Source organism: Kosakonia radicincitans DSM 16656 (assembly GCF_000280495.2).
GTDB classification, from domain to species: Bacteria; Pseudomonadota; Gammaproteobacteria; order Enterobacterales; family Enterobacteriaceae; genus Kosakonia; species Kosakonia radicincitans.
The window spans coordinates 2,179,712-2,200,402 of the sequence record NZ_CP018016.1 but is presented as its reverse complement, the minus strand read 5'-3'; the positions used below and the strand labels follow the sequence as shown (position 1 = coordinate 2,200,402).

Here is a 20,691-nt window from a genome sequence, read left to right as displayed (position 1 = left end):
ATCAGACTGTAAACACCAAAACGCCGCGCCCCAAAGGCAAAATCGCTTCAGCCAGTGTAATAAAAAAAGCCCCGCTGGTGAATCCAGTCGGGGCCTGAAAGGTGAAAAATTATTCTGATATCTGTGCTAGATCATGTTACCGGTAAAATGAAATAACATTTGCCGCCAGAAAATCACTCAAACTCGTTCCACGAACGGCCGTCGCGGGTGATCATTGCCACCGATGCAACCGGTCCCCAGGTACCTGCCTGATACGGTTTCGGCGCATCGTTGTCTGCTGCCCACGCTTCGGTGATGGAATCGACCCATTTCCAGGCCTCTTCTACTTCGTCACGACGCACGAACAGGGCCTGAATACCACGCATGGTTTCCAGCAGAAGGCGCTCGTAAGCATCAGCAAGATGCGTTTGATTAAAGGTTTCGGAGTAGCTGAGGTCGAGTTTGGTAATTTGCAGGTTGTGCTTATGATCCAGACCAGGAACCTTGTTAAGTACCTGAATATCCACACCTTCGTCCGGCTGCAAGCGAATGGTCAGTTTGTTCTGCGGCAGATCCTGCCAGGACTCTTTAAACAGGTTCAGCTCAGGAGTTTTAAAGTAGACCACAACTTCTGAACATTTGGTCGGCAGACGTTTACCGGTGCGCAGATAGAACGGCACGCCAGCCCAGCGCCAGTTATCGATATCGACACGAATAGCGACGAACGTTTCGGTATTACTGGATTTGTTCGCCCCTTCTTCTTCCAGGTAACCCGGCACTTTTTTGCCTTGCGCAAACCCGGCGGTGTACTGACCACGCACGGTTTTTTCGCGCACGTTGGTGCGATCGATGCGGCGCAACGATTTCAGCACTTTCACTTTTTCATCACGAATACTGTCCGCAGTCAGATCGGACGGCGGCGACATGGCAATCATGCAGAGGATCTGCAACAGGTGGTTCTGGATCATGTCGCGCATCTGCCCGGCCTGGTCAAAATAGCCCCAGCGGCCTTCGATACCGACCTCTTCCGCCACGGTGATTTCCACGTGATCGATGGTACGGTTGTCCCAGTTGTTAACAAACAGGGAGTTGGCAAAGCGCAGCGCCAGCAGGTTAAGTACCGTCTCTTTACCCAGATAATGGTCGATGCGGTATACCTGGCACTCTTCGAAGAACTCGCCCACCTGGTCGTTAATTTCCCGTGATGTCGCAAGCGATGTCCCCAGCGGCTTTTCCATCACGACGCGCGCCGGTTTCGCATTCAGTTTTGCCTCACCCAGCCCCTTACAGATGGCGCCAAAGGTGCTCGGCGGCATGGCAAAGTAGTTGATAGTGGTGCGATTTTTCTGGTCCAGCATCGCACCGAGACGTTTGAATGCGGAGGTTTCGTTAACATCCAGATTGCAAAAATCCAGACGGCCACTCAGCTTATCCCACAGACTTTCGTCAATTTTTTCCTTCATAAAGGTTTCAAGCGCTTCACGAACAACCTTGGTATAGGCTTCCTTATCCCACTCGGCGCGACCGACCCCCAGGATACGTGTATCCGGATGGATCTGCCCCGCTTTTTCCAGTTGGTACAGTGAAGGCAGCAACTTCCGGCGTGCGAGGTCACCTTTCGCGCCGAAAATGACCAGGTCACACGCCTGGGCTGTTTGTACTACCGCCATGTCAATCTCCTCAGTTGGCTGTCCTGGAGCGTTAGCCAGGCCTTAGTTGTAATTTTATTACAGTACACTGTACTGCGTTTACGTAATTCCCGAAACTGTTACGCATTGTCAGGACGTGCGTTATTTTGTTGTGACAAAAAATCTGTTTTTTCGCCCTGAAAAAGCCGGTTATTTGCCCTGGAAACAGACGATAAAATCTGACTCTGATCATGTAATGAAAAAAAACAACATCATTTCTCATCATCACTTACCTTTCTGCTTCCCGCGGGGGTAATATCTGTTTAAAACGCATCACGATTCCATCTATCAGTGTAATCGTTTCACCATGAGCGCTTTATCACCCATGAATATGCTGGAAAAAATCCAGTCACGGCTGGAACACCTTAGCAAATCCGAACGGAAGGTCGCGGAAGTCATCCTCGCCGCTCCGGACCAGGCCATCCACTCCAGCATCGCTGCGCTGGCACAGGAAGCAGATGTCAGTGAACCGACGGTGAACCGTTTTTGCCGCAGCCTTGATACTCGTGGTTTCCCGGACTTCAAGTTGCATCTCGCGCAAAGTCTCGCCAACGGCACGCCCTATGTTAATCGAAATGTTGACGAAGATGACAGCGTAGAAGCCTATACCGGAAAAATCTTTGAGTCGGCAATGGCCAGCCTCGATCACGTCCGCCAGTCGCTGGATATGGCCGCCGTCAATCGCGCCGTCGATCTGTTGACCCAGGCGAAAAAAATCTCATTTTTCGGTCTCGGCTCGTCTGCCGCCGTTGCGCACGACGCCATGAACAAATTTTTCCGCTTCAACGTACCGGTGATTTACTCCGACGACATCGTGCTGCAACGCATGAGTTGTATGAATTGTAGCGATGATGACGTAGTTGTGCTGATTTCCCATACCGGAAGAACAAAAAACCTCGTTGAACTTGCGCAACTGGCGCGTGAAAACGACGCCATGGTCATTGCCCTGACGTCAGCGGGGACGCCGCTTGCGCGCGAGGCTACGCTTGCTATCACGCTTGATGTACCGGAAGATACTGACATTTATATGCCCATGGTTTCCCGACTTGCGCAACTGACCGTCATTGACGTGCTGGCCACCGGTTTTACCTTGCGCCGAGGCGCAAAATTCAGGGATAACTTGAAGCGAGTCAAAGAAGCCCTGAAAGAATCGCGCTTTGATAAGGAGCTACTTATCAAAAGTGATAACCACTAATAGTTAATAACAAAGCAGTAACCTCTTACGCTGTTCGGTCAGGCGCATTGCCCTTCACAGCGGGGCGCTAAATGGCCGAATTCATGTTCACGCAACACCAAGTTGTTTCAGTCAACGGAGTATTACATGTCCAGAAGGCTTCGCAGGACCAAAATCGTAACCACTTTAGGCCCGGCCACTGACCGCGATAACAACCTTGAGAAGGTTATCGCTGCTGGCGCTAACGTGGTGCGTATGAACTTCTCACACGGAACACCTGAAGATCATAAATTACGTGCGGATAAGGTGCGTGAGATTGCGGCAAAACTGGGACGTCATGTTGCTATCCTTGGCGATTTGCAGGGCCCCAAAATTCGCGTTTCCACCTTCAAGGAAGGCAAAGTTTTCCTGAACGTTGGCGATAAATTCCTGCTTGACGCTAACCTGGGTAAAGGCGAAGGCGACAAAGAAAAAGTCGGCATCGACTATAAAGGCCTGCCAGCCGATGTGGTGACGGGTGATATCCTGCTGCTCGACGATGGTCGCGTACAGCTGAAAGTGCTCGAAGTTCAGGGCATGAAAGTGTTCACCGAAGTGACTGTCGGCGGGCCGCTCTCCAACAACAAAGGCATCAACAAACTGGGCGGCGGTCTCTCCGCTGAAGCCCTGACAGAGAAAGACAAAGCGGATATCGTTACTGCGGCGCTGATCGGCGTTGATTATCTGGCTGTCTCTTTCCCGCGCTGCGGCGAAGACCTGAACTACGCCCGCCGCCTGGCACGCGATGCAGGTTGCGACGCGAAGATCGTAGCGAAAGTCGAGCGTGCGGAAGCCGTTTGCGATCAGGACGCGATGGACGATGTGATCCTTGCTTCTGATGTCGTGATGGTGGCCCGTGGCGATCTCGGCGTTGAAATCGGCGATCCGGAACTGGTCGGTATTCAGAAAGCGTTGATCCGCCGTGCCCGTCAGCTGAACCGTGCGGTGATCACCGCCACGCAGATGATGGAGTCGATGATCACCAACCCGATGCCAACCCGCGCGGAAGTGATGGACGTCGCTAACGCCGTGCTCGACGGTACCGATGCCGTGATGCTCTCTGCGGAAACCGCCGCCGGTCAGTATCCATCTGAAACCGTAGCGGCAATGGCGCGCGTTTGTCTGGGTGCGGAAAAGATCCCAAGTATCAACGTTTCTAAACACCGCCTGGATATTCAGTTCGACAACGTAGAAGAAGCGATCGCGATGTCGGCGATGTACGCGGCCAACCATCTGAAAGGTGTAACCGCTATCATCTCCATGACCGAATCCGGCCGCACCGCCCTGATGACCTCACGTATCAGTTCCGGCCTGCCGATTTTCGCCCTCTCCCGCCATGAGCGCACCCTTAACCTGACAGCGCTCTATCGTGGCGTAACGCCGGTCTATTTCGACAGCGTTAACGAAGGTGTTGCCGCCGCTAACGATGCCGTTAATCTGCTGCGTGACAAAGGCTACCTGCTTTCCGGCGATCTGGTGATCGTGACTCAGGGTGATGTGATGAGCACCGTGGGCACCACCAATACCACGCGTATTCTGACCGTCGAATAACCGGCAGCCAGAAAAGCAAAAGGCCTCTCGCTGGAGAGGCCTTTTTTTATTTCTTCGGGAACAGTTCTTTGCGCTTATAAGGCTCTGTTTCACCAGGTTTGCGCGTTTTCAGCAACTTCAGGATCCAGGTGTACTGCTCCGGACGAGGCGTGACAAATACCTCCACCTCTTCATTCATACGCCTGGCGATCGTGTTGTCGTCCGCTGTCAGCAGATCATCCATCGGCGGCCGCACCTGGATAATCAGACGATGCGTTCTGGCGTCATAGGCCGGGAACAACGGTACAACACGTGCACGGCAGACTTTCATCAGGCGGCCAATGGCCGGAAGCGTTGCTTTGTAGGTGGCAAAGAAATCGACAAACTCGCTGTGCTCCGCGCCGTGATCCTGGTCCGGCAGATAGTAACCCCAGTAGCCCTGACGCACCGACTGGATAAAAGGCTTAATGCCATCGTTGCGCGCATGCAAACGCCCGCCAAAGCGGCGACGCACGGTATTCCAGACATAATCAAAGACCTTGTTACCTTGATTATGGAACATGGCCGCCATCTGCTGCCCCTGCGAAGCCATCAGCATCGCCGGAATATCCACGCCCCAGCCGTGCGGCACGAGGAAAATCACTTTCTCGTTGTTACGCTGCAATTCATCGATAATATCTTTGCCCTGCCAGTCGACGCGCGGCAATACCTTTTCCGGCCCACGAATCGCCAGCTCCGCCATCATGACCATTGCCTGTGGCGCAGTAGCGAACATCTCATCAATGATGGCTTCCCTTTCGGCTTCGCTTTTTTCAGGAAAGCAATAGAGCAAATTGATCTGTGCGCGACGACGCGCGCTTTTGCCAAATTTTCCGGCCAGACGACCAAGATTCCCCAGCAGGGGATCGCGTACCGACGGAGGAACCAGCGCTACGCCGGCAAATGCCAGTACGCCCAGCCACGCGCCCCAGTTGCGCGGGTGACGGAATTCACTTTCGAACTCCGGAATATATTCACTGTTATTTTTTTTCGTTTCCATGCATCGTCCGCAGGCCAGAAATCAAGTCACTCAGGATAAGGAGATAGTGTAGCGAGGCGTTATCTTTCACACAAAAGAAAAAGCCGGCGCGCAGCAGGCACCGGCTTCGAACGCATATTTGTTAAGCGAATCAGTCAAAACGCAATTGCGGAATAACCTCTTTCACCTGCGACAGATAATCCGTACGATCCGAACCTGTCAGCCCTTCGGTTCGCGGCAGTTTTGCCGTTAACGGGTTGACAGCCTGTTGGTTGATCCACATTTCATAATGCAAATGCGGCCCGGTGGAACGGCCAGTGTTACCCGACAAGGCGATGCGATCGCCGCGCTTCACTTTCTGACCCGGTTTTACCAGCAGCTTACGCAGATGCATATAACGGGTTGTGTAAGTACGACCGTGGCGGATAGCAATGTAGTTCCCCGCCGCGCCACTGCGTTTCGCCACCACAACTTCACCATCGCCGACAGCAAGCACCGGCGTGCCCTGCGGCAGCGCAAAATCGACGCCTTTGTGCGGCGCAACGCGTCCGGTAACCGGATTCAGACGGCGCGGATCAAAGTTTGACGAGACGCGGAACTGTTTCGCAGTCGGGAAGCGCATAAAACCTTTTGCCAGCCCGCTACCATTGCGATCGTAAAATTTACCGTCTTCGGCGCGAATGGCGTAGTAATCTTTGCCGTCAGAACGCAGGCGAACGCCGACTAACTGGCTCTGTTCCTGCTTACCTTCCAGCATTTCGCGGGACATCAGCACGGAAAACTCATCGCCTTTTTTCAGCTTACGGAAATCCATCTGCCACTGCATTGCTTTGATCACCGCGCTAACTTCAGCACTGGTTAAACCGGCTTCACGGGCGCTGGCGACGAAGCTGGCGCCAACCGTGCCTTTCATCACCGAATTCACCCAGTCGCCCTGCTGCATCTCGCTGCTCATTTTAAAACCGCCATCGACGCGGTCATACGTGCGGGTTTCGCGACGGGACATCTCCCACGTCAGGCGTTGCAGATCGCCATCGGCGGTGAGCGTCCATGAAAGTTGTTGACCAATCTTCAGGTTACGCAGTTCCTTGTCGGCGGCGGCTAGCTGGCTGATATCTCCCATATCAATGCCGTACTGATTGAGGATACTGCTGAGCGTATCGCCGGTAGAAACCACATATTCGTGAACGCCAACTTCATTGGCAGTTTTATCATCCAGTTCATCTTGCGGGATATCATCCACATCATCAGAAGTGGTTTGATCGATAGGTTCGCTGGCTTCTGGCAGCAACGAGCGGATTTCATTTTTCGGCAGCTCAATCGCTTTCACGATCGGGGCTGTGGCTTCGGGATGATAAACGTAAGGCCGCCAGACGGCGACCGTGAGTGTAAGAACTGTAAGCGACCCCAGCATGACACGGTGGGGTCGGGGCAGACTGTTAAATGCCAGAGCGACAGAGCGGGCTATCTGTTGCACGTATTCACTTCCTCGTTATTCTCCTTTCAGGCAGCTCGCATACTGATGAGTCAGTTGGGCAAGGAACTGCGGGTAGCTCTCTTTGCCTAACTTGATACTGATTCCAAGTGGATCCAACGTTCCCATTCGAACGGATGTCCCTCTGGCAACAGCTTCAACGACCGCTGGCCTGAACTGTGGCTCAGCAAAAACGCACGTGGCTTTTTGCTCAACCAACTGTGTTCTGATTTCATGTAAACGCTGCGCACCAGGCTGAATTTCGGGATTGACGGTAAAGTGCCCCAATGGGGTCAGCCCGTAGTGTCTTTCAAAGTAGCCGTAGGCGTCATGAAAAACGAAATACCCCTTCCCTTTCAGCGGTGCCAGCTCGTTACCAGCTTGCTTATCCGCCTGAGTTAATGATGCCTCAAAGGCCTGCAAGTTGGCGTCAAGCCTGGCTCGACTTTGCGGCATAACTTCCACTAATTTATCGTGGATTGCAACCGCCGACAGCCGCGCAATCTCTGGGGAAAGCCACAGATGCATGTTGTAATCGCCGTGATGGTGATGTTCGTCACTTTTTTCGCCGTCGTGGTGGTCATCACCATGCTCATGCTCATCTTCATCGCCCCCTTTCATCAGCAGCGGTTTTACACCGGCAAGCCCGGCCATTGTCACCCGTTTCTGCTCAGGGATTTGTTGTACGGAACGCGCCATAAAGGCTTCCATTTCCGGGCCGACCCAAAAAACTAAGTCCGCGTTTTGTAAGCGTTTTACATCTGAAGGACGCAGTGAATAATCATGCTCGGATGCGCCATCTGGCAGCAGCACTTCGGTAGTCGTCACCCCGTCGGCGATGGCAGAAGCGATAAACCCTAATGGTTTGAGGGAAGCCACCACAGCAGCATTAGCGGTTTGTGCTGTACCGGCGAGAAGAGCAGCAGATAGCGCTGCGCAAAGAAGCGTATTTTTATGTAACATAATGCGACTGTTCATCGTAATGAGTGTGTGGGGTGTGATATTATAACATCCGACAACTTGTGCAACCTGTTAAATGCTATGACGAATCTTGTAACGCTCGAAAATGTCACCGTTGCTTTTGGCCAACGGCGCGTCCTGTCTGATATTTCGCTCAACTTACGCGCAGGAAAAATTTTAACATTGCTCGGCCCCAATGGCGCGGGTAAATCCACACTGGTGCGCGCAGTGCTGGGCCTGGTAGCACCGGATGCAGGGATGATCAAGCGTGAAAAGAACCTGCGTATCGGCTATGTGCCGCAAAAATTGCATCTTGACGCCACCTTGCCGCTGACAGTAGGCCGCTTTATGCGTTTACGCCCCGGCACCCGCAAAGACGACATTATTCCGGCGCTGAAACGCGTACAGGCCGCACATCTGGTGGATGCTCCGATGCAAAAACTTTCCGGAGGCGAAACGCAGCGTGTTTTACTGGCGCGCGCCCTGCTTAACAGCCCGCAGCTTTTGGTGCTGGATGAACCCACCCAGGGTGTCGACGTTAATGGCCAGGTCGCGCTCTACAACCTGATAGATCAACTGCGTAAAGAGCTCAACTGTGCAGTTCTGATGGTTTCCCACGATCTGCATCTGGTAATGGCGAAAACGGATGAAGTCCTGTGCCTTAATCACCATATTTGCTGTTCTGGTACGCCAGAAGTGGTTTCCATGCATCCGGAATTTATCTCTATGTTTGGGCATCGCGGTGCGGAACAGCTTGGCATTTATCGCCATAACCATAACCACCGCCACGATCTGCAGGGCCGCATTGTTCTGCGCCAGGGTAATGGACACTCATGATTGAATTATTACTGCCCGGCTGGCTGGCCGGGGTTATGCTCGCCTGCGCTGCCGGGCCGCTGGGCTCATTTGTCGTCTGGCGACGGATGTCCTATTTTGGCGATACTCTGGCGCACGCTTCTTTACTTGGCGTTGCATTTGGTCTCCTGCTGGATGTGAATCCATTCTACGCTGTTATTGCCGTGACGTTGCTGCTGGCTGCGGGTCTGGTGTGGCTGGAGAAACGTCCACAACTAGCGCTCGATACTTTGCTCGGCATTATGGCGCACAGTGCGCTCTCTCTCGGTCTGGTCGTGGTCAGCCTGATGTCAAACATTCGCGTCGATTTGATGGCTTATCTGTTTGGCGATCTGCTGGCGGTGACGCCGGACGATCTGATGCTCATTGCTCTTGGCGTGGTGCTGGTGCTGGCGATCCTGCTCTGGCAGTGGCGCAACTTACTGTCGATGACCATCAGCCCGGAGCTTGCATTTGTTGACGGTGTGAAACTGCAACGCGTCAAGCTGTTGCTGATGCTGGTTACCGCCCTGACTATTGGCGTCGCCATGAAATTTGTTGGCGCGCTGATCATCACTTCGCTGTTGATTATCCCGGCAGCGACAGCACGTCGATTCGCGCGAACGCCAGAGCAAATGGCGGCGGTTGCCGTCGGCGTCGGGATGATTGCGGTGACCGGCGGTCTGACCTTCTCCGCCTTCTACGATACGCCAGCAGGCCCGTCAGTCGTGCTGTGTGCGGCGCTGTTGTTTGTCTTCAGCATGACAAAGAAACCCGTTAGCTAACTATATCGGGCGCAGCCGGATGAGACCATCCGCAACCGCCACTGACATAAAGGCCGGAAGCAGACGCTTACCGGCCTTTATGTTTATGGCATTTCCGGGGGTGTGATGCCGAAGTGGTTCCAGGCCCGCACCGTCGCCATGCGTCCGCGCGGAGTCCTCTGTAAAAAACCTTGCTGAATCAAATACGGTTCCAGCACATCCTCAATGGTTTCCCGCTCCTCGCCGATTGCCGCCGCGAGGTTATCCAGCCCGACGGGACCACCGAAGAATTTATCAATCACTGCCAGCAGAAGTTTACGATCCATATAGTCGAACCCTTCCGCATCAACATTCAGCATATCCAGCGCTTTCGCCGCGATTTCAGCCGTGATGTCGCCATCATGTTTCACTTCGGCAAAATCGCGCACGCGCCGCAGCAGGCGGTTGGCGATACGCGGCGTACCGCGAGAACGACGCGCCACTTCCAGCGCGCCCTCTTCGCTCATCTCCAGCCCCATATAGCGGGCACTGCGACCGACAATATGTTGCAAATCGGCCACCTGGTAAAACTCCAGTCGCTGCACAATGCCAAAACGGTCACGCAGTGGCGAAGTCAGCGACCCCGCTCGCGTTGTCGCGCCAATCAGCGTAAATGGTGGAAGATCGATCTTGATGGAACGCGCCGCCGGACCTTCACCGATCATAATATCGAGCTGGTAATCTTCCATCGCCGGATAGAGCACTTCTTCCACTACCGGCGAAAGACGGTGAATTTCATCGATGAACAGTACGTCGTGCGGTTCGAGGTTGGTGAGCATCGCCGCCAAATCGCCCGCTTTTTCCAGCACCGGGCCGGAAGTGGTGCGTAAATTAACGCCCAATTCGTTGGCGACAATATTCGCCAGCGTGGTTTTTCCAAGGCCGGGAGGACCAAAAATCAGCAGATGATCGAGCGCGTCGCCGCGCAGTTTTGCCGCCTGGATAAAAATCTCCATCTGCGAACGAACCTGCGGCTGGCCGATATACTCATTGAGCATTTTCGGGCGAATAGCGCGATCCACAACCTCTTCCACATCAGTACTGGCAGGGGCCACCAGACGGTCTGCTTCAATCATCCTCTACCTCACAACGCCGCGCGCAGCGCTTCACGGATCAGGGTTTCACTGTTGGCATCCGGGCGGGCAATCTTACTGACCATCCGGCTGGCTTCCTGAGGTTTATATCCCAGCGACACCAGCGCAGCAACCGCTTCCTGCTCTGCGTCATCTGTCGCCGGGCTGGCCGGAGAGGTGAGAACCAGATCGGCCGCCGGGGTGAAGAGATCGCCATGCAGACCTTTAAAGCGGTCTTTCATTTCAACAATCAGGCGTTCGGCGGTCTTTTTACCGATACCTGGCAGTTTGATCAGCGCAGCCGGATCCTCTCGTTCAACGGCGCTAACAAATTGCTGTGCCGACATACCGGACAAAATCGCCAGCGCCAGTTTCGGCCCGACGCCATTCGTTTTAATCAGCTCACGAAACAGCGTGCGTTCCTGCTTATTGTTAAAACCGTACAGTAGCTGCGCATCTTCACGCACCACAAACTGGGTGAAAACCGTCGCCTCTTTACCGGCATCCGGCAATTCATAAAAACAGGTCATCGGCATGTGCACTTCATAACCCACACCTCCCACTTCCAGCAGAACCAACGGGGGTTGTTTTTCTACAATAATGCCTCTGAGTCTGCCTATCACGTGACGCTCCTGCGCTATGGGCTAAGGTGTAATGCTGTATCATAAAAAAAGGCTGGATAGATATCCAGCCGAATATAGAAAGAAAAGCGCGAGGGCGGTTCAGGAATTGGCGTAATACGCCTCATCGCTCAGATCGGCTAACAGCGTACGCTGCGTTGGCTGCCAGCCCAGCACCTGGCGGGTCTGCTCGCTTGATGCTGACATCTCCCCGGCCGCAAAATTAGCGAACCAGCCGAAATGTGCGGCTTCACGCGGTTCAGCTGGTAAACCAAGCATTTTGCCGATGGCAATGGCGATATCGCGCATGGCAATCGCCTCCTCCGCGACCGCGTGGTAAACCGGCTGTGTCACGCCGCATTCCAGCGCCAGCCGGTAGACTTTCGCTGCATCAATGCGGTGTACCGCCGCCCAGTGATTGTTCGCCTCTGCAGGCCAGGCGGCAACGCCGGTTTGTTTTGCCAGTGCGATCAGAATGGGTACAAAGCCGTGATCGCCGACGCCATGCACGGTGGGTGCCAGGCGAATACTCGCCGTGCGTACGCCTTTTTCAGCCAGCGCCTGCGCCGCCTGTTCGGAACGACGAAGATAGTCCGGCCCTTCGGCTGGCTTGTCTGATTCCGTTGCCGGGCGTCCCTGCACCAGCCTTGCCAGCCCTGACGTCACCAATAGTGGACGATCGGAGCCAAGTAATGCCTCTCCCAGTACTTCAATTGCGCGTTGATCCTGCGCGCAATTCTGTGCAAAGCGCGAGAAGTCATGATTAAACGCGGTATGGATCACGGCATCGGCTTTTGCCGCCGCCGCAAAAAGAACATCGTGATCATCCAGCGTCCCGTGAACCACTTGCCCGCCGGCGGCAAGCAGTGCCTGCGCCTTGTCTGCATTTCGCGCCAGACCACTTACCTGGTGTCCGGCGGCCAGTAACTCTGCCGCCACTGTTGCGCCGACCCATCCGGTCGCGCCAGTCAGAAAAACATGCATGCGTGTGCCTCCTGATGTTGACTCGCGCCGTTATCCTTATAAATATCCGTGATAGAGAAAAGTAGTGACTTTATCGTGGTATAAGGACTAACAGGATGCAGAGCGTTACTCAGCCAAAAGATCTGGGCAGTTACCTGAAATCCCGCCGCGCGCAGTTGGATCCCAACGCGCTGGGATTTCACACCGCACGCCGACGCACGCCGGGGCTGCGGAGGGAAGAAGTCGCGCATCTGGCCTGCATTAGCGCCACCTGGTATACCTGGCTTGAACAAGGACGCGGCGGCACACCCTCGGCAGAAGTGCTGGACAGAATTTGCCAGGCGCTGCGCCTTTCCGAACGGGAACGGGAGCATGTTTTTCATCTGGCTCTCGGGCGCGCACCGGGCATACATTACGCAGCAACCGGTACAGTGACCGAACGGCTGCAAAAGGTGCTGGACTGTATGCCCATCAGCCCGGCGGTGATCCGCAACGCCACCTGGGATGTGCTGGCATGGAACAAAGCCGCCACCGTGGTTCTATCCGATTACCCCACATTACCCGCACAGGAGCGCAATATTCTGCGCCGCATTTTCCTTAATCCGCAGGCTCGCGCAGCCCAAAGCGACTGGTACGCGTTAGCGCGCTATCTGGTGGCGGCGTTCCGTGCCGATGCGACCCGTGCTGGTGCGTCGGCGGAGATCCGCCCTCTGGTAGAAGAGCTGAGTTCGGCCTCTCCTGAATTCGCCGAGTTATGGCAAAGCAATGATATTGGCGGAATGGGAGAAGGCACCAAAATTCTGCTGCACGGGAATGTCGGCAAGTTGTCGCTGGAATATTCGAGTTTTTCTGTTGAAGGACAACCCGATTTGACGATGGTGGTTTATAACCCATCGGAGGAAGAGGATGCGCAGAAAATCCGCTCGTTATTATAAAAAAAAACGCCATTAACTGGCGCTTGTTAGCGTAATCTCCCGCGAGCAAGATTAAGCCGCGTACTACTCACCTGTAAGGCGTTCTGACTGACATGGCAATGCGTAATGGCAATCGCCAGCGCATCCGCGGCATCCGCCTGCGGATTGGCCGGAAGCTTCAGCAAGGTTCGCACCATGTGCTGCACCTGGCTTTTTTCCGCGCTGCCAATACCGACAACCGTCTGTTTAACCTGACGGGCAGCATACTCAAAAACGGGGAGATCCTGATTGACGGCGGCAACGATCGCCACGCCGCGAGCCTGTCCAAGTTTTAGCGCTGAATCGGCATTTTTCGCCATAAACACCTGTTCGATGGCGAAAAAATCCGGCTGAAACTGGGTGATGATTTCCGTCACGCCTGCGTAAATGAGCTTGAGGCGCGACGGTAAATCCTCGACCTTCGTGCGGATGCAGCCGCTGCCGAGGTAGGTCAGTTGCCTTCCTGTCTGGCGGATCACACCGTAACCGGTGACGCGCGAACCCGGGTCAATACCGAGAATAATCGCCATTATGCGCCTCCGGCCAGGGGTGATTTAGTCAGCGACATTACAGCGTCGCCGCAACCTCATCGGAGATCTCACCGTTATGGTAGACTTCCTGCACGTCGTCGCAATCTTCCAGCATATCGATCAGACGCAGCAGTTTCGGCGCAGTTTCTGCATCCATATCTGCTTTGGTAGACGGAATCATCGACACTTCAGCATTGTCCGCTTTCAGGCCAGCCGCTTCCAGCGCATCGCGCACGGCACCCATCTCTTCCCACGCGGTATAGACGTCGATAGCGCCGTCATCAAAGGTCACCACGTCTTCAGCACCGGCTTCCAGCGCCGCTTCCATGATGGTGTCTTCGTCGCCCGCTTCAAAGGAGATCACCCCTTTTTTGCTGAACAGATAAGCCACGGAACCGTCAGTCCCCAGGTTACCACCGCATTTGCTGAAAGCATGACGCACTTCGGCAACGGTACGGTTGCGGTTGTCACTCAGACATTCAACCATTACCGCGGTGCCGCCAGGGCCGTAACCTTCATAAATGATGGTTTCCATATTCGCGTCGTCATCGCCGCCCACGCCGCGCGCGATAGCACGGTTTAAGGTGTCGCGGGTCATGTTGTTGGACAACGCTTTATCCACCGCCGCGCGCAGACGCGGGTTGGAACCGATATCGCCGCCGCCCAGACGGGCAGCCGTAACCAGCTCGCGAATGATTTTGGTAAAGATCTTACCGCGCTTGGCATCCTGTGCTGCTTTGCGGTGTTTGGTGTTGGCCCATTTACTGTGACCTGCCATAAAAAACTCTCCAATAAAGCCATTTCCCTTCGCCTTTCAGCCCTCAGGTGCGTTGGCAGCCCATCCGCATCAGTCACTCACCGAAGTAAGCTTCTGGCGACGTCCGGGTTTGCCGCCTTCCTGAGAACCAAAATTCCGGGGAAATTTAGTCGGCGTTAATAACAAATTCTTCAATCGCCTGCCGGTTGCTCCATGATTTGGTTAATGCCGCCGCTGCGGGGGCATCAAGCCAGCGGTACGTCAGATGTTCGGTAAAAACAATCGGACGTTCATGGGGCAGCGCAAGACAAAACCAGGATTCGGTATTGTGCGTTACGCCCGGCGCATAGCGATGACGTAAATGACTAAAGATTTCATACTCCACCGTGCGCTGACAGTCGACTAAGGTCAGTTGCTCACAGACAACATCGATTTCGACCTCTTCCTTTACTTCACGCAGAGCGGCTTGCGTTGCGCTCTCCCCCGCTTCCAGGCTGCCGGTTACCGACTGCCAGAAATCGGGGTCGTCGCGTCGCTGTAACATCAGCACCCGTTTCGTGTCCTGCGCGTAAATCACCACCAGCACGGAAACGGGATGCTTGAATGGCATCTTATTTATTCTCCGGGGTCTCTTTTTTGACCACCGCAATGCCCAACTCCGCCAGCGCGGCCGGGTTAGCGAAACTCGGCGCTTCGGTCAGCAGACAGGCTGCCGCCGTGGTTTTCGGGAAGGCAATAACGTCACGGATGTTATCAGTGCCGGTCAGCAGCATGGTCAGACGATCCAGGCCGAATGCCAGGCCCGCATGCGGCGGCGTACCATATTTCAACGCATCCAGCAGGAAGCCGAACTTCTCGCGCTGTTCCTGCTCGTTAATCCCCAGAATGCTGAACACAGTCTGCTGCATTTCACCGCTGTGGATACGGACAGAACCGCCGCCCACTTCGTAACCGTTGATCACCATGTCGTAGGCGTTAGCCACCGCATCTTCCGGTGCCGCTTTCAGCTCAGCAGCGGTCATGTCTTTCGGCGAGGTGAACGGATGGTGCATCGCTGTCAGACCACCTTCGCCGTCATCTTCAAACATCGGGAAGTCGATAACCCACAGCGGCGCCCACTTCGCTTCGTCGGTCAGATTCAGATCTTTGCCGAGCTTCAGACGCAGCGCGCCCAGTGCATCGGCAACTACTTTCTTGTGGTCCGCGCCGAAGAAGATCATGTCGCCGTCCTGCGCGCCCGTGCGCTCAAGGATCGCGCTGACAATATCAGCATTCAGGAACTTGGCCACCGGGCTGGTGATGCCTTCCAGGCCTTTCGCCGCTTCATTGACCTTGATGTACGCCAGGCCTTTCGCGCCGTAGATTTCAATAAATTTGCCGTAGTCGTCAATTTGTTTACGGCTAAGTTGTGCGCCACCTGGCACACGTAGCGCGGCAACACGACCTTTTGCATCATTTGCCGGGCCGGAGAAGACTTTAAATTCGACTGCTTTCAGCAGGTCTGCCACGTCCACCAGTTCCATCGGGTTACGCAGATCCGGTTTATCAGAACCATAGCGGCGCTCTGCTTCAGCAAAGGTCATGATCGGGAAATCACCCAGATCAACACCTTTGATTTCCAGCCACAGCTGACGCACTAACGCTTCCATCACTTCACGCACCTGCGGCGCAGTCATGAAAGAGGTTTCGACATCAATCTGGGTAAATTCCGGCTGACGGTCAGCGCGCAGGTCTTCGTCACGGAAGCATTTGACGATTTGATAATAACGGTCAAAACCGGACATCATCAGCAGTTGTTTGAACAACTGAGGAGACTGCGGCAACGCGTAGAATTTGCCTTTATGCACGCGCGAAGGTACGAGGTAGTCGCGTGCGCCTTCCGGCGTGGCTTTCGTCAGCATCGGCGTTTCGATATCGAGGAAACCATGATCGTCCATAAAGCGACGCACGAAGCTGGTGATTTTCGCACGGGTTTTCAGGCGCTGCGCCATTTCCGGACGACGCAGATCGAGATAGCGATATTTCAGACGCGCTTCTTCGGTGTTGACGTGGTTGGAATCCAGCGGCAGCACGTCGGAACGGTTGATGATGTTCAGCTTAGTGGCGAACACTTCAACTTCGCCGGTAGCCATATCTTTGTTGACGTTTTTCGCGTCACGGGCACGAACGGTACCGGTAATCTGAATACAGAACTCATTACGCAGTTCAGAGGCGAGCTGGAACGCATCCTGACGGTCCGGGTCGAAAAACACCTGCACGATGCCTTCACGATCGCGCATATCAATAAAGATAAGGCTACCGAGGTCACGACGACGATTGACCCACCCACAAAGCGTTACTTGCTGTCCCACATGGGACTGATTGAGCTGCCCGCAATATACTGTACGCATGAGATATCCCTTAAATTAGCTGCGCGCGACCTGGCACCTGCGCGGCAGGCATTCTGGTGGCAGCTATTTTCGTATGTCACTACTGGATGAAAAAAGGGGGTTATTATACTGGAAATTCTGACCAACGATAAGCCCGCTACTGACTGTACGCACGTTTGCTGCGCGCTTATTGCGCATTCTCACAAAATTTAACAAAATTTCCACACCGCGCTGGCGTACATAACGCGTAAGGTATCCACCGACGTCATTCATTTTTCAGGAGTTATGATGCTGAAGCTCAATGCTGAGAAAACCGCTCTGGTAGTGATCGATTTACAGGAAGGGATCCTGCCTTTCGCCGGTGGTCCTCACACGGCACAGGACGTGGTAAAACGCGCTGCTGCCCTGGCGGAAAAATTTCGTGCCAACGGTGCGCCTGTTGTACTGGTGCGCGTAGGCTGGTCAGCTGATTTCGCCGAAGCGCTGAAACAACCGGTTGATGCCGCGACAGGCGGGCATGCGTTGCCGGATAACTGGTGGACTTACCCGCAGGCGTTAGGGAAAAAAGAGAGCGACATCGAAGTAACCAAACGTCAATGGGGTGCCTTTTACGGCACCGATCTGGAACTGCAACTGCGCCGTCGCGGGATTGACACCATTGTGCTGTGCGGCATTTCCACCAATATCGGGGTGGAATCCACCGCCCGTAATGCCTGGGAACTGGGCTTCTCGCTGGTGCTTGCTGAAGATGCGTGCAGCGCGGCGAATGCCGAACAGCATCAGGGCAGCATGAAAAATATCTTCCCGCGGATCAGCCGCGTGCGCAGCACGGACGAGATCCTCAGCGCGTTATGATGTATGTCGGCCTGCCGCAATGGGCGCACCCGAAATGGGTGCGCCTTGGCATTGACAGTCTTGAGGCGTATGCCCGCCACTTCAACTGTGTCGAAGGCAACACCACGCTGTATGCCCTTCCCAAAGCGGAGGTCGTCGCGCGCTGGTACGCGCAGACCAACGATGATTTTCGCTTCTGTTTTAAATTTCCGGCCACCATTTCGCACCAGGCGGCGCTGCGAAATTGCGACGATCTGACAGCAGAGTTTTTCAGCCGCATGTCGCCGTTAGCAGGGAGAATAGGCCAGTACTGGTTACAGCTTCCGGCCGTTTTCTCACCGCGCGATTTGCCTGCGCTGTGGGCATTTCTTGATGCGCTTCCCGGGGAATTTACCTACGGTGTTGAAGTGCGCCACCCGCTCTTTTTCGCCAAAGGCGAAGAAGAAAAAGCCCTTAATCAGGGTTTGCATGCCCGCGGCGTCAACCGCGTGATCCTTGACAGCCGTCCGGTGCACAGCGCAATTGCGCACAGTGAAGCTGTGATTGAAGCCCAGCGCAAAAAACCGAAAGTGCCGGTACATGCGCTGGTCACCGCCCGTCATCCCATGGTGCGCTTCATTGGTAGCGACAATATGGCGCAGAATCGGCAGCTTTTCGCCGCCTGGCTGGAAAAGCTGCCGCTATGGGAGCAAACCACCACACCGTATCTTTTCCTGCATACCCCGGATATCGCCCAGGCGCCCGAACTGGTTGAAACGCTGTGGCAGGATCTTTACGCCGCCATCCCCGCTATTGGCGCGGCACCTTCCCTGCCGCTGCAATCTTCTCTTTTTTGAGTGAAGCACCTATCATTGAGAAGCCATCGCCATCATCGTAAAGGGAGTTAGTATGGTTAGCGCGCTCTACGCCGTGCTGGGTGCATTATTACTGCTGAAGTTTTCCTTTGATGTTATCCGCCTGCGTTCACAGTATCGCGTCAGTTATGGCGACGGCGGGTTCAGTGAACTGCAAAGCGCGATACGCATCCATGGTAATGCCGTGGAATATATTCCTGTCGCGCTGCTGCTATTGCTGTTCATGGAGATGGACGGCGCAGAAACCTGGATGGTGCATATCTGCGGGCTGATGTTGATTGTCGGCCGCCTGATGCATTATTACGGATACCACCACCGGCTGGTTCGCTGGCGTCGTTCTGGTATGGGCGCAACGTTTTGTTCGCTGTTGCTGATGGTGCTGGCCAATCTGTGGTATATGCCCTGGGAGTTGGTTTTCTCCCTGCATTAGCGCACAATACGCCCCTTTGTTTTCCCGGATATTTACACTATGTCTCACCGCGACACGCTTTTTTCTGCGCCTATCGCCAGCCTGGGCGACTGGACTTTCGATGAACGGGTAGCCGAAGTCTTCCCGGATATGATCCAGCGTTCCGTACCGGGTTACTCCAATATTATTTCGATGATCGGCATGCTGGCGGAGCGCTTTGTGCAGCCCGCCACGCAGGTTTACGATCTCGGTTGTTCACTCGGTGCCGCCACGCTGTCGGTACGCCGCAACATTCATCAGGATGGCTGCAAAATTATCGCCGTGGATAACTCGCCGGCGATGGTCGAACGCTGCCGTCGCCATATCGATGCCTACAAAGCGCCGACGCCCGTTGAGGTGATCGAAGGCGATATTCGCGATATTCAGATCGAAAATGCCTCGATGGTGGTGCTCAACTTTACGCTGCAATTTCTCGAGCCGGACGATCGCCTGAAGCTGCTGCAAAAGGTCTATCAGGGGCTGAATCCGGGCGGTGCGCTGGTGTTGTCGGAAAAATTCAGTTTTGAAGACAGCACTGTCGGCGAACTGCTGTTCAATATGCATCACGACTTTAAACGCGCCAACGGTTACAGCGAGCTGGAGATCAGCCAGAAACGCAGCATGCTGGAAAACGTCATGCTGACAGACTCCGTCGAGGCGCATAAAGCGCGCCTGCATACCGCCGGGTTTGAACACAGTGAATTGTGGTTCCAGTGCTTTAACTTCGGTTCGCTGGTCGCACTGAAAGCGGAGAAGGCATGATCGAGTTTGGCCGTTTTTATCAGCAAATTGCCGTTGGCCCATTAGCTCACTGGCTCGACACGCTGCCGCCGCAGATTTCCGCCTGGCAGCGCGAGGCTCTGCACGGGCAGTTTAAACAGTGGAACAATGCGGTCGAATTTCTGCCGCAGCTTACGCCAGCAAAGCTGGACCTGCTCAATGGCGTGACGGCGCAAAGTGATGAGCCGCTGAGCGCCGGTCAGCTCAAGGGCATGGAAACGCTGCTGCGTAACCTGATGCCGTGGCGCAAAGGGCCGTTTTCTCTGTATGGCATTGATATTGATACTGAATGGCGCTCCGACTGGAAGTGGGATCGCGTGCTGCCGCACCTGTCGGACTTACGCGGACGTACCATCCTCGATGTCGGTTGCGGCAGCGGTTATCACCTGTGGCGCATGATTGGCGCCGGAGCGTCGCTGGCAGTCGGGATCGATCCGACGCAACTCTTTTTGTGCCAGTTCGAAGCGGTACGTAAGCTGCTGGGCGACGATCGCCGCGCACACCTGTTGCCGCTGGGGATTGAGCAACTTCCGGCGCTGAACGCGTTCGACACGGTATTCTCGATGGGCGTACTTTATCACCGCCGTTCGCCGCTGGAGCATCTGTGGCAACTGAAAGATCAACTGGTGAAAGAGGGTGAGCTGGTTCTGGAAACACTGGTGGTTGAAGGTGATGAACACACGGTTCTGGTTCCGGGCGATCGCTATGCGCAAATGCGCAACGTCTACTTTATTCCTTCAGCGCTGGCGCTGAAAAACTGGCTTGAGAAGTGTGGTTTTGTCGATGTGCGTATCGCCGATATGTGCGTTACCAGCACCGAGGAGCAGCGTCGGACGCCGTGGATGGTGACCGAATCGCTGGCAGATTTCCTCGATCCACATGACAGCACGAAAACCGTCGAAGGCTATCCGGCGCCGCTGCGCGCCGTACTGATTGCCCGTAAACCATAAGATAAAAAAAGGCCCCTGTTAATGGCAGGGGCCTGGTACGAGCAAGCATCATATTGGGCGA

21 protein-coding genes are annotated in these 20,691 nt (G+C 54.7%); 10 read left to right on the top strand and 11 right to left on the bottom strand.

Annotated elements, in window-relative coordinates; all coding sequences use genetic code 11:
- Positions 1-173: 173 nt before the first annotated feature.
- The gene (gene zwf / locus Y71_RS10770; protein WP_007371594.1) at positions 174-1,649 is read right to left on the bottom strand and encodes a glucose-6-phosphate dehydrogenase; all 1,476 of its coding nucleotides are present in this window, start codon (positions 1,647-1,649) and stop codon (positions 174-176) included.
- Between the two features lie 343 nt (positions 1,650-1,992).
- Between zwf and Y71_RS10765 the strand changes: the two genes are divergently transcribed.
- Together Y71_RS10765 and pyk are read left to right on the top strand one after the other, a co-directional pair.
- Positions 1,993-2,862: a MurR/RpiR family transcriptional regulator gene (locus tag Y71_RS10765; protein ID WP_007371592.1), complete on the top strand. Its 870-nt coding sequence runs from the start codon at positions 1,993-1,995 to the stop codon at positions 2,860-2,862.
- 126 nt (positions 2,863-2,988) lie between these two features.
- A complete protein-coding gene (pyk, locus tag Y71_RS10760) occupies positions 2,989-4,431 on the top strand; it encodes a pyruvate kinase (protein WP_007371591.1) in 1,443 nt (480 codons plus the stop codon).
- Between the two features lie 46 nt (positions 4,432-4,477).
- Here the strand turns inward: pyk and lpxM are convergent, their stop codons facing one another.
- The 3 genes from lpxM to znuA all read right to left on the bottom strand — a co-directional run bounded on the left by lpxM (position 4,478) and on the right by znuA (position 7,865).
- Entirely contained in the window at positions 4,478-5,449 is a 972-nt protein-coding gene (gene lpxM / locus Y71_RS10755; protein ID WP_007371590.1) for a lauroyl-Kdo(2)-lipid IV(A) myristoyltransferase, read from the bottom strand.
- 130 nt (positions 5,450-5,579) lie between these two features.
- Complete coding sequence (gene mepM / locus Y71_RS10750) at positions 5,580-6,905, bottom strand: murein DD-endopeptidase MepM (RefSeq protein ID WP_071531997.1); 1,326 nt, start codon at positions 6,903-6,905, stop codon at positions 5,580-5,582.
- 15 nt (positions 6,906-6,920) lie between these two features.
- Positions 6,921-7,865: a zinc ABC transporter substrate-binding protein ZnuA gene (gene znuA, locus Y71_RS10745; protein WP_007371588.1), complete on the bottom strand. Its 945-nt coding sequence runs from the start codon at positions 7,863-7,865 to the stop codon at positions 6,921-6,923.
- Between the two features lie 78 nt (positions 7,866-7,943).
- On the opposite strand from znuA, the gene znuC reads away from it, so the two are divergent.
- Together znuC and znuB are read left to right on the top strand one after the other, a co-directional pair.
- Positions 7,944-8,699, top strand: coding sequence for a zinc ABC transporter ATP-binding protein ZnuC (znuC, locus tag Y71_RS10740; protein ID WP_035887496.1), 756 nt, complete (start codon positions 7,944-7,946; stop codon positions 8,697-8,699).
- The gene (gene znuB / locus Y71_RS10735; RefSeq protein WP_007371586.1) at positions 8,696-9,481 is read left to right on the top strand and encodes a zinc ABC transporter permease subunit ZnuB; all 786 of its coding nucleotides are present in this window, start codon (positions 8,696-8,698) and stop codon (positions 9,479-9,481) included. Before znuC ends, znuB begins: the two co-directional genes overlap by 4 nt.
- 83 nt (positions 9,482-9,564) lie before the next feature.
- Here the strand turns inward: znuB and ruvB are convergent, their stop codons facing one another.
- From ruvB to Y71_RS10720, 3 genes are all read right to left on the bottom strand, one after another.
- Positions 9,565-10,575, bottom strand: a complete 1,011-nt coding sequence (gene ruvB / locus Y71_RS10730) for a Holliday junction branch migration DNA helicase RuvB (protein ID WP_007371585.1) — start codon at positions 10,573-10,575, stop codon at positions 9,565-9,567.
- Positions 10,576-10,583: 8 nt separating this feature from the next.
- Complete coding sequence (gene ruvA / locus Y71_RS10725; protein WP_035887502.1) at positions 10,584-11,195, bottom strand: Holliday junction branch migration protein RuvA; 612 nt, start codon at positions 11,193-11,195, stop codon at positions 10,584-10,586.
- A 99-nt stretch (positions 11,196-11,294) separates the two neighbouring features.
- The gene (locus Y71_RS10720) at positions 11,295-12,176 is read right to left on the bottom strand and encodes an SDR family oxidoreductase (protein ID WP_007371583.1); all 882 of its coding nucleotides are present in this window, start codon (positions 12,174-12,176) and stop codon (positions 11,295-11,297) included.
- A gap of 95 nt (positions 12,177-12,271) precedes the next feature.
- On the opposite strand from Y71_RS10720, the gene Y71_RS10715 reads away from it, so the two are divergent.
- A complete protein-coding gene (locus Y71_RS10715; protein WP_007371582.1) occupies positions 12,272-13,090 on the top strand; it encodes a helix-turn-helix transcriptional regulator in 819 nt (272 codons plus the stop codon).
- A gap of 26 nt (positions 13,091-13,116) precedes the next feature.
- Here Y71_RS10715 and ruvC read toward each other — a convergent pair whose 3' ends face one another.
- The 4 genes from ruvC to aspS all read right to left on the bottom strand — a co-directional run bounded on the left by ruvC (position 13,117) and on the right by aspS (position 16,785).
- Positions 13,117-13,638: a crossover junction endodeoxyribonuclease RuvC gene (ruvC, locus tag Y71_RS10710; RefSeq protein WP_007371581.1), complete on the bottom strand. Its 522-nt coding sequence runs from the start codon at positions 13,636-13,638 to the stop codon at positions 13,117-13,119.
- Between the two features lie 37 nt (positions 13,639-13,675).
- Positions 13,676-14,416: a YebC/PmpR family DNA-binding transcriptional regulator gene (locus Y71_RS10705; RefSeq protein WP_007371580.1), complete on the bottom strand. Its 741-nt coding sequence runs from the start codon at positions 14,414-14,416 to the stop codon at positions 13,676-13,678.
- Between the two features lie 145 nt (positions 14,417-14,561).
- Complete coding sequence (nudB, locus tag Y71_RS10700) at positions 14,562-15,005, bottom strand: dihydroneopterin triphosphate diphosphatase (protein WP_007371579.1); 444 nt, start codon at positions 15,003-15,005, stop codon at positions 14,562-14,564.
- A gap of 1 nt (position 15,006) precedes the next feature.
- Positions 15,007-16,785 carry an aspartate--tRNA ligase gene (gene aspS, locus Y71_RS10695; RefSeq protein WP_035942233.1) on the bottom strand — a complete coding sequence of 593 codons (1,779 nt, stop codon included), beginning with the start codon at positions 16,783-16,785 and terminating at the stop codon, positions 15,007-15,009.
- A 267-nt stretch (positions 16,786-17,052) separates the two neighbouring features.
- On the opposite strand from aspS, the gene Y71_RS10690 reads away from it, so the two are divergent.
- The 5 genes from Y71_RS10690 to cmoB are packed head-to-tail and all read left to right on the top strand — an operon-like array spanning position 17,053 to position 20,630.
- Complete coding sequence (locus tag Y71_RS10690) at positions 17,053-17,619, top strand: hydrolase (RefSeq protein ID WP_007371576.1); 567 nt, start codon at positions 17,053-17,055, stop codon at positions 17,617-17,619.
- A complete protein-coding gene (locus Y71_RS10685; protein ID WP_007371575.1) occupies positions 17,616-18,434 on the top strand; it encodes a DUF72 domain-containing protein in 819 nt (272 codons plus the stop codon). Before Y71_RS10690 ends, Y71_RS10685 begins: the two co-directional genes overlap by 4 nt.
- Before the next feature lie 52 nt (positions 18,435-18,486).
- Entirely contained in the window at positions 18,487-18,882 is a 396-nt protein-coding gene (locus Y71_RS10680; protein ID WP_007371574.1) for an MAPEG family protein, read from the top strand.
- Positions 18,883-18,921: 39 nt separating this feature from the next.
- Positions 18,922-19,662 carry a carboxy-S-adenosyl-L-methionine synthase CmoA gene (gene cmoA, locus Y71_RS10675; RefSeq protein WP_007371573.1) on the top strand — a complete coding sequence of 247 codons (741 nt, stop codon included), beginning with the start codon at positions 18,922-18,924 and terminating at the stop codon, positions 19,660-19,662.
- Complete coding sequence (gene cmoB / locus Y71_RS10670; RefSeq protein WP_007371572.1) at positions 19,659-20,630, top strand: tRNA 5-methoxyuridine(34)/uridine 5-oxyacetic acid(34) synthase CmoB; 972 nt, start codon at positions 19,659-19,661, stop codon at positions 20,628-20,630. Before cmoA ends, cmoB begins: the two co-directional genes overlap by 4 nt.
- Positions 20,631-20,691: the final 61 nt, after the last annotated feature.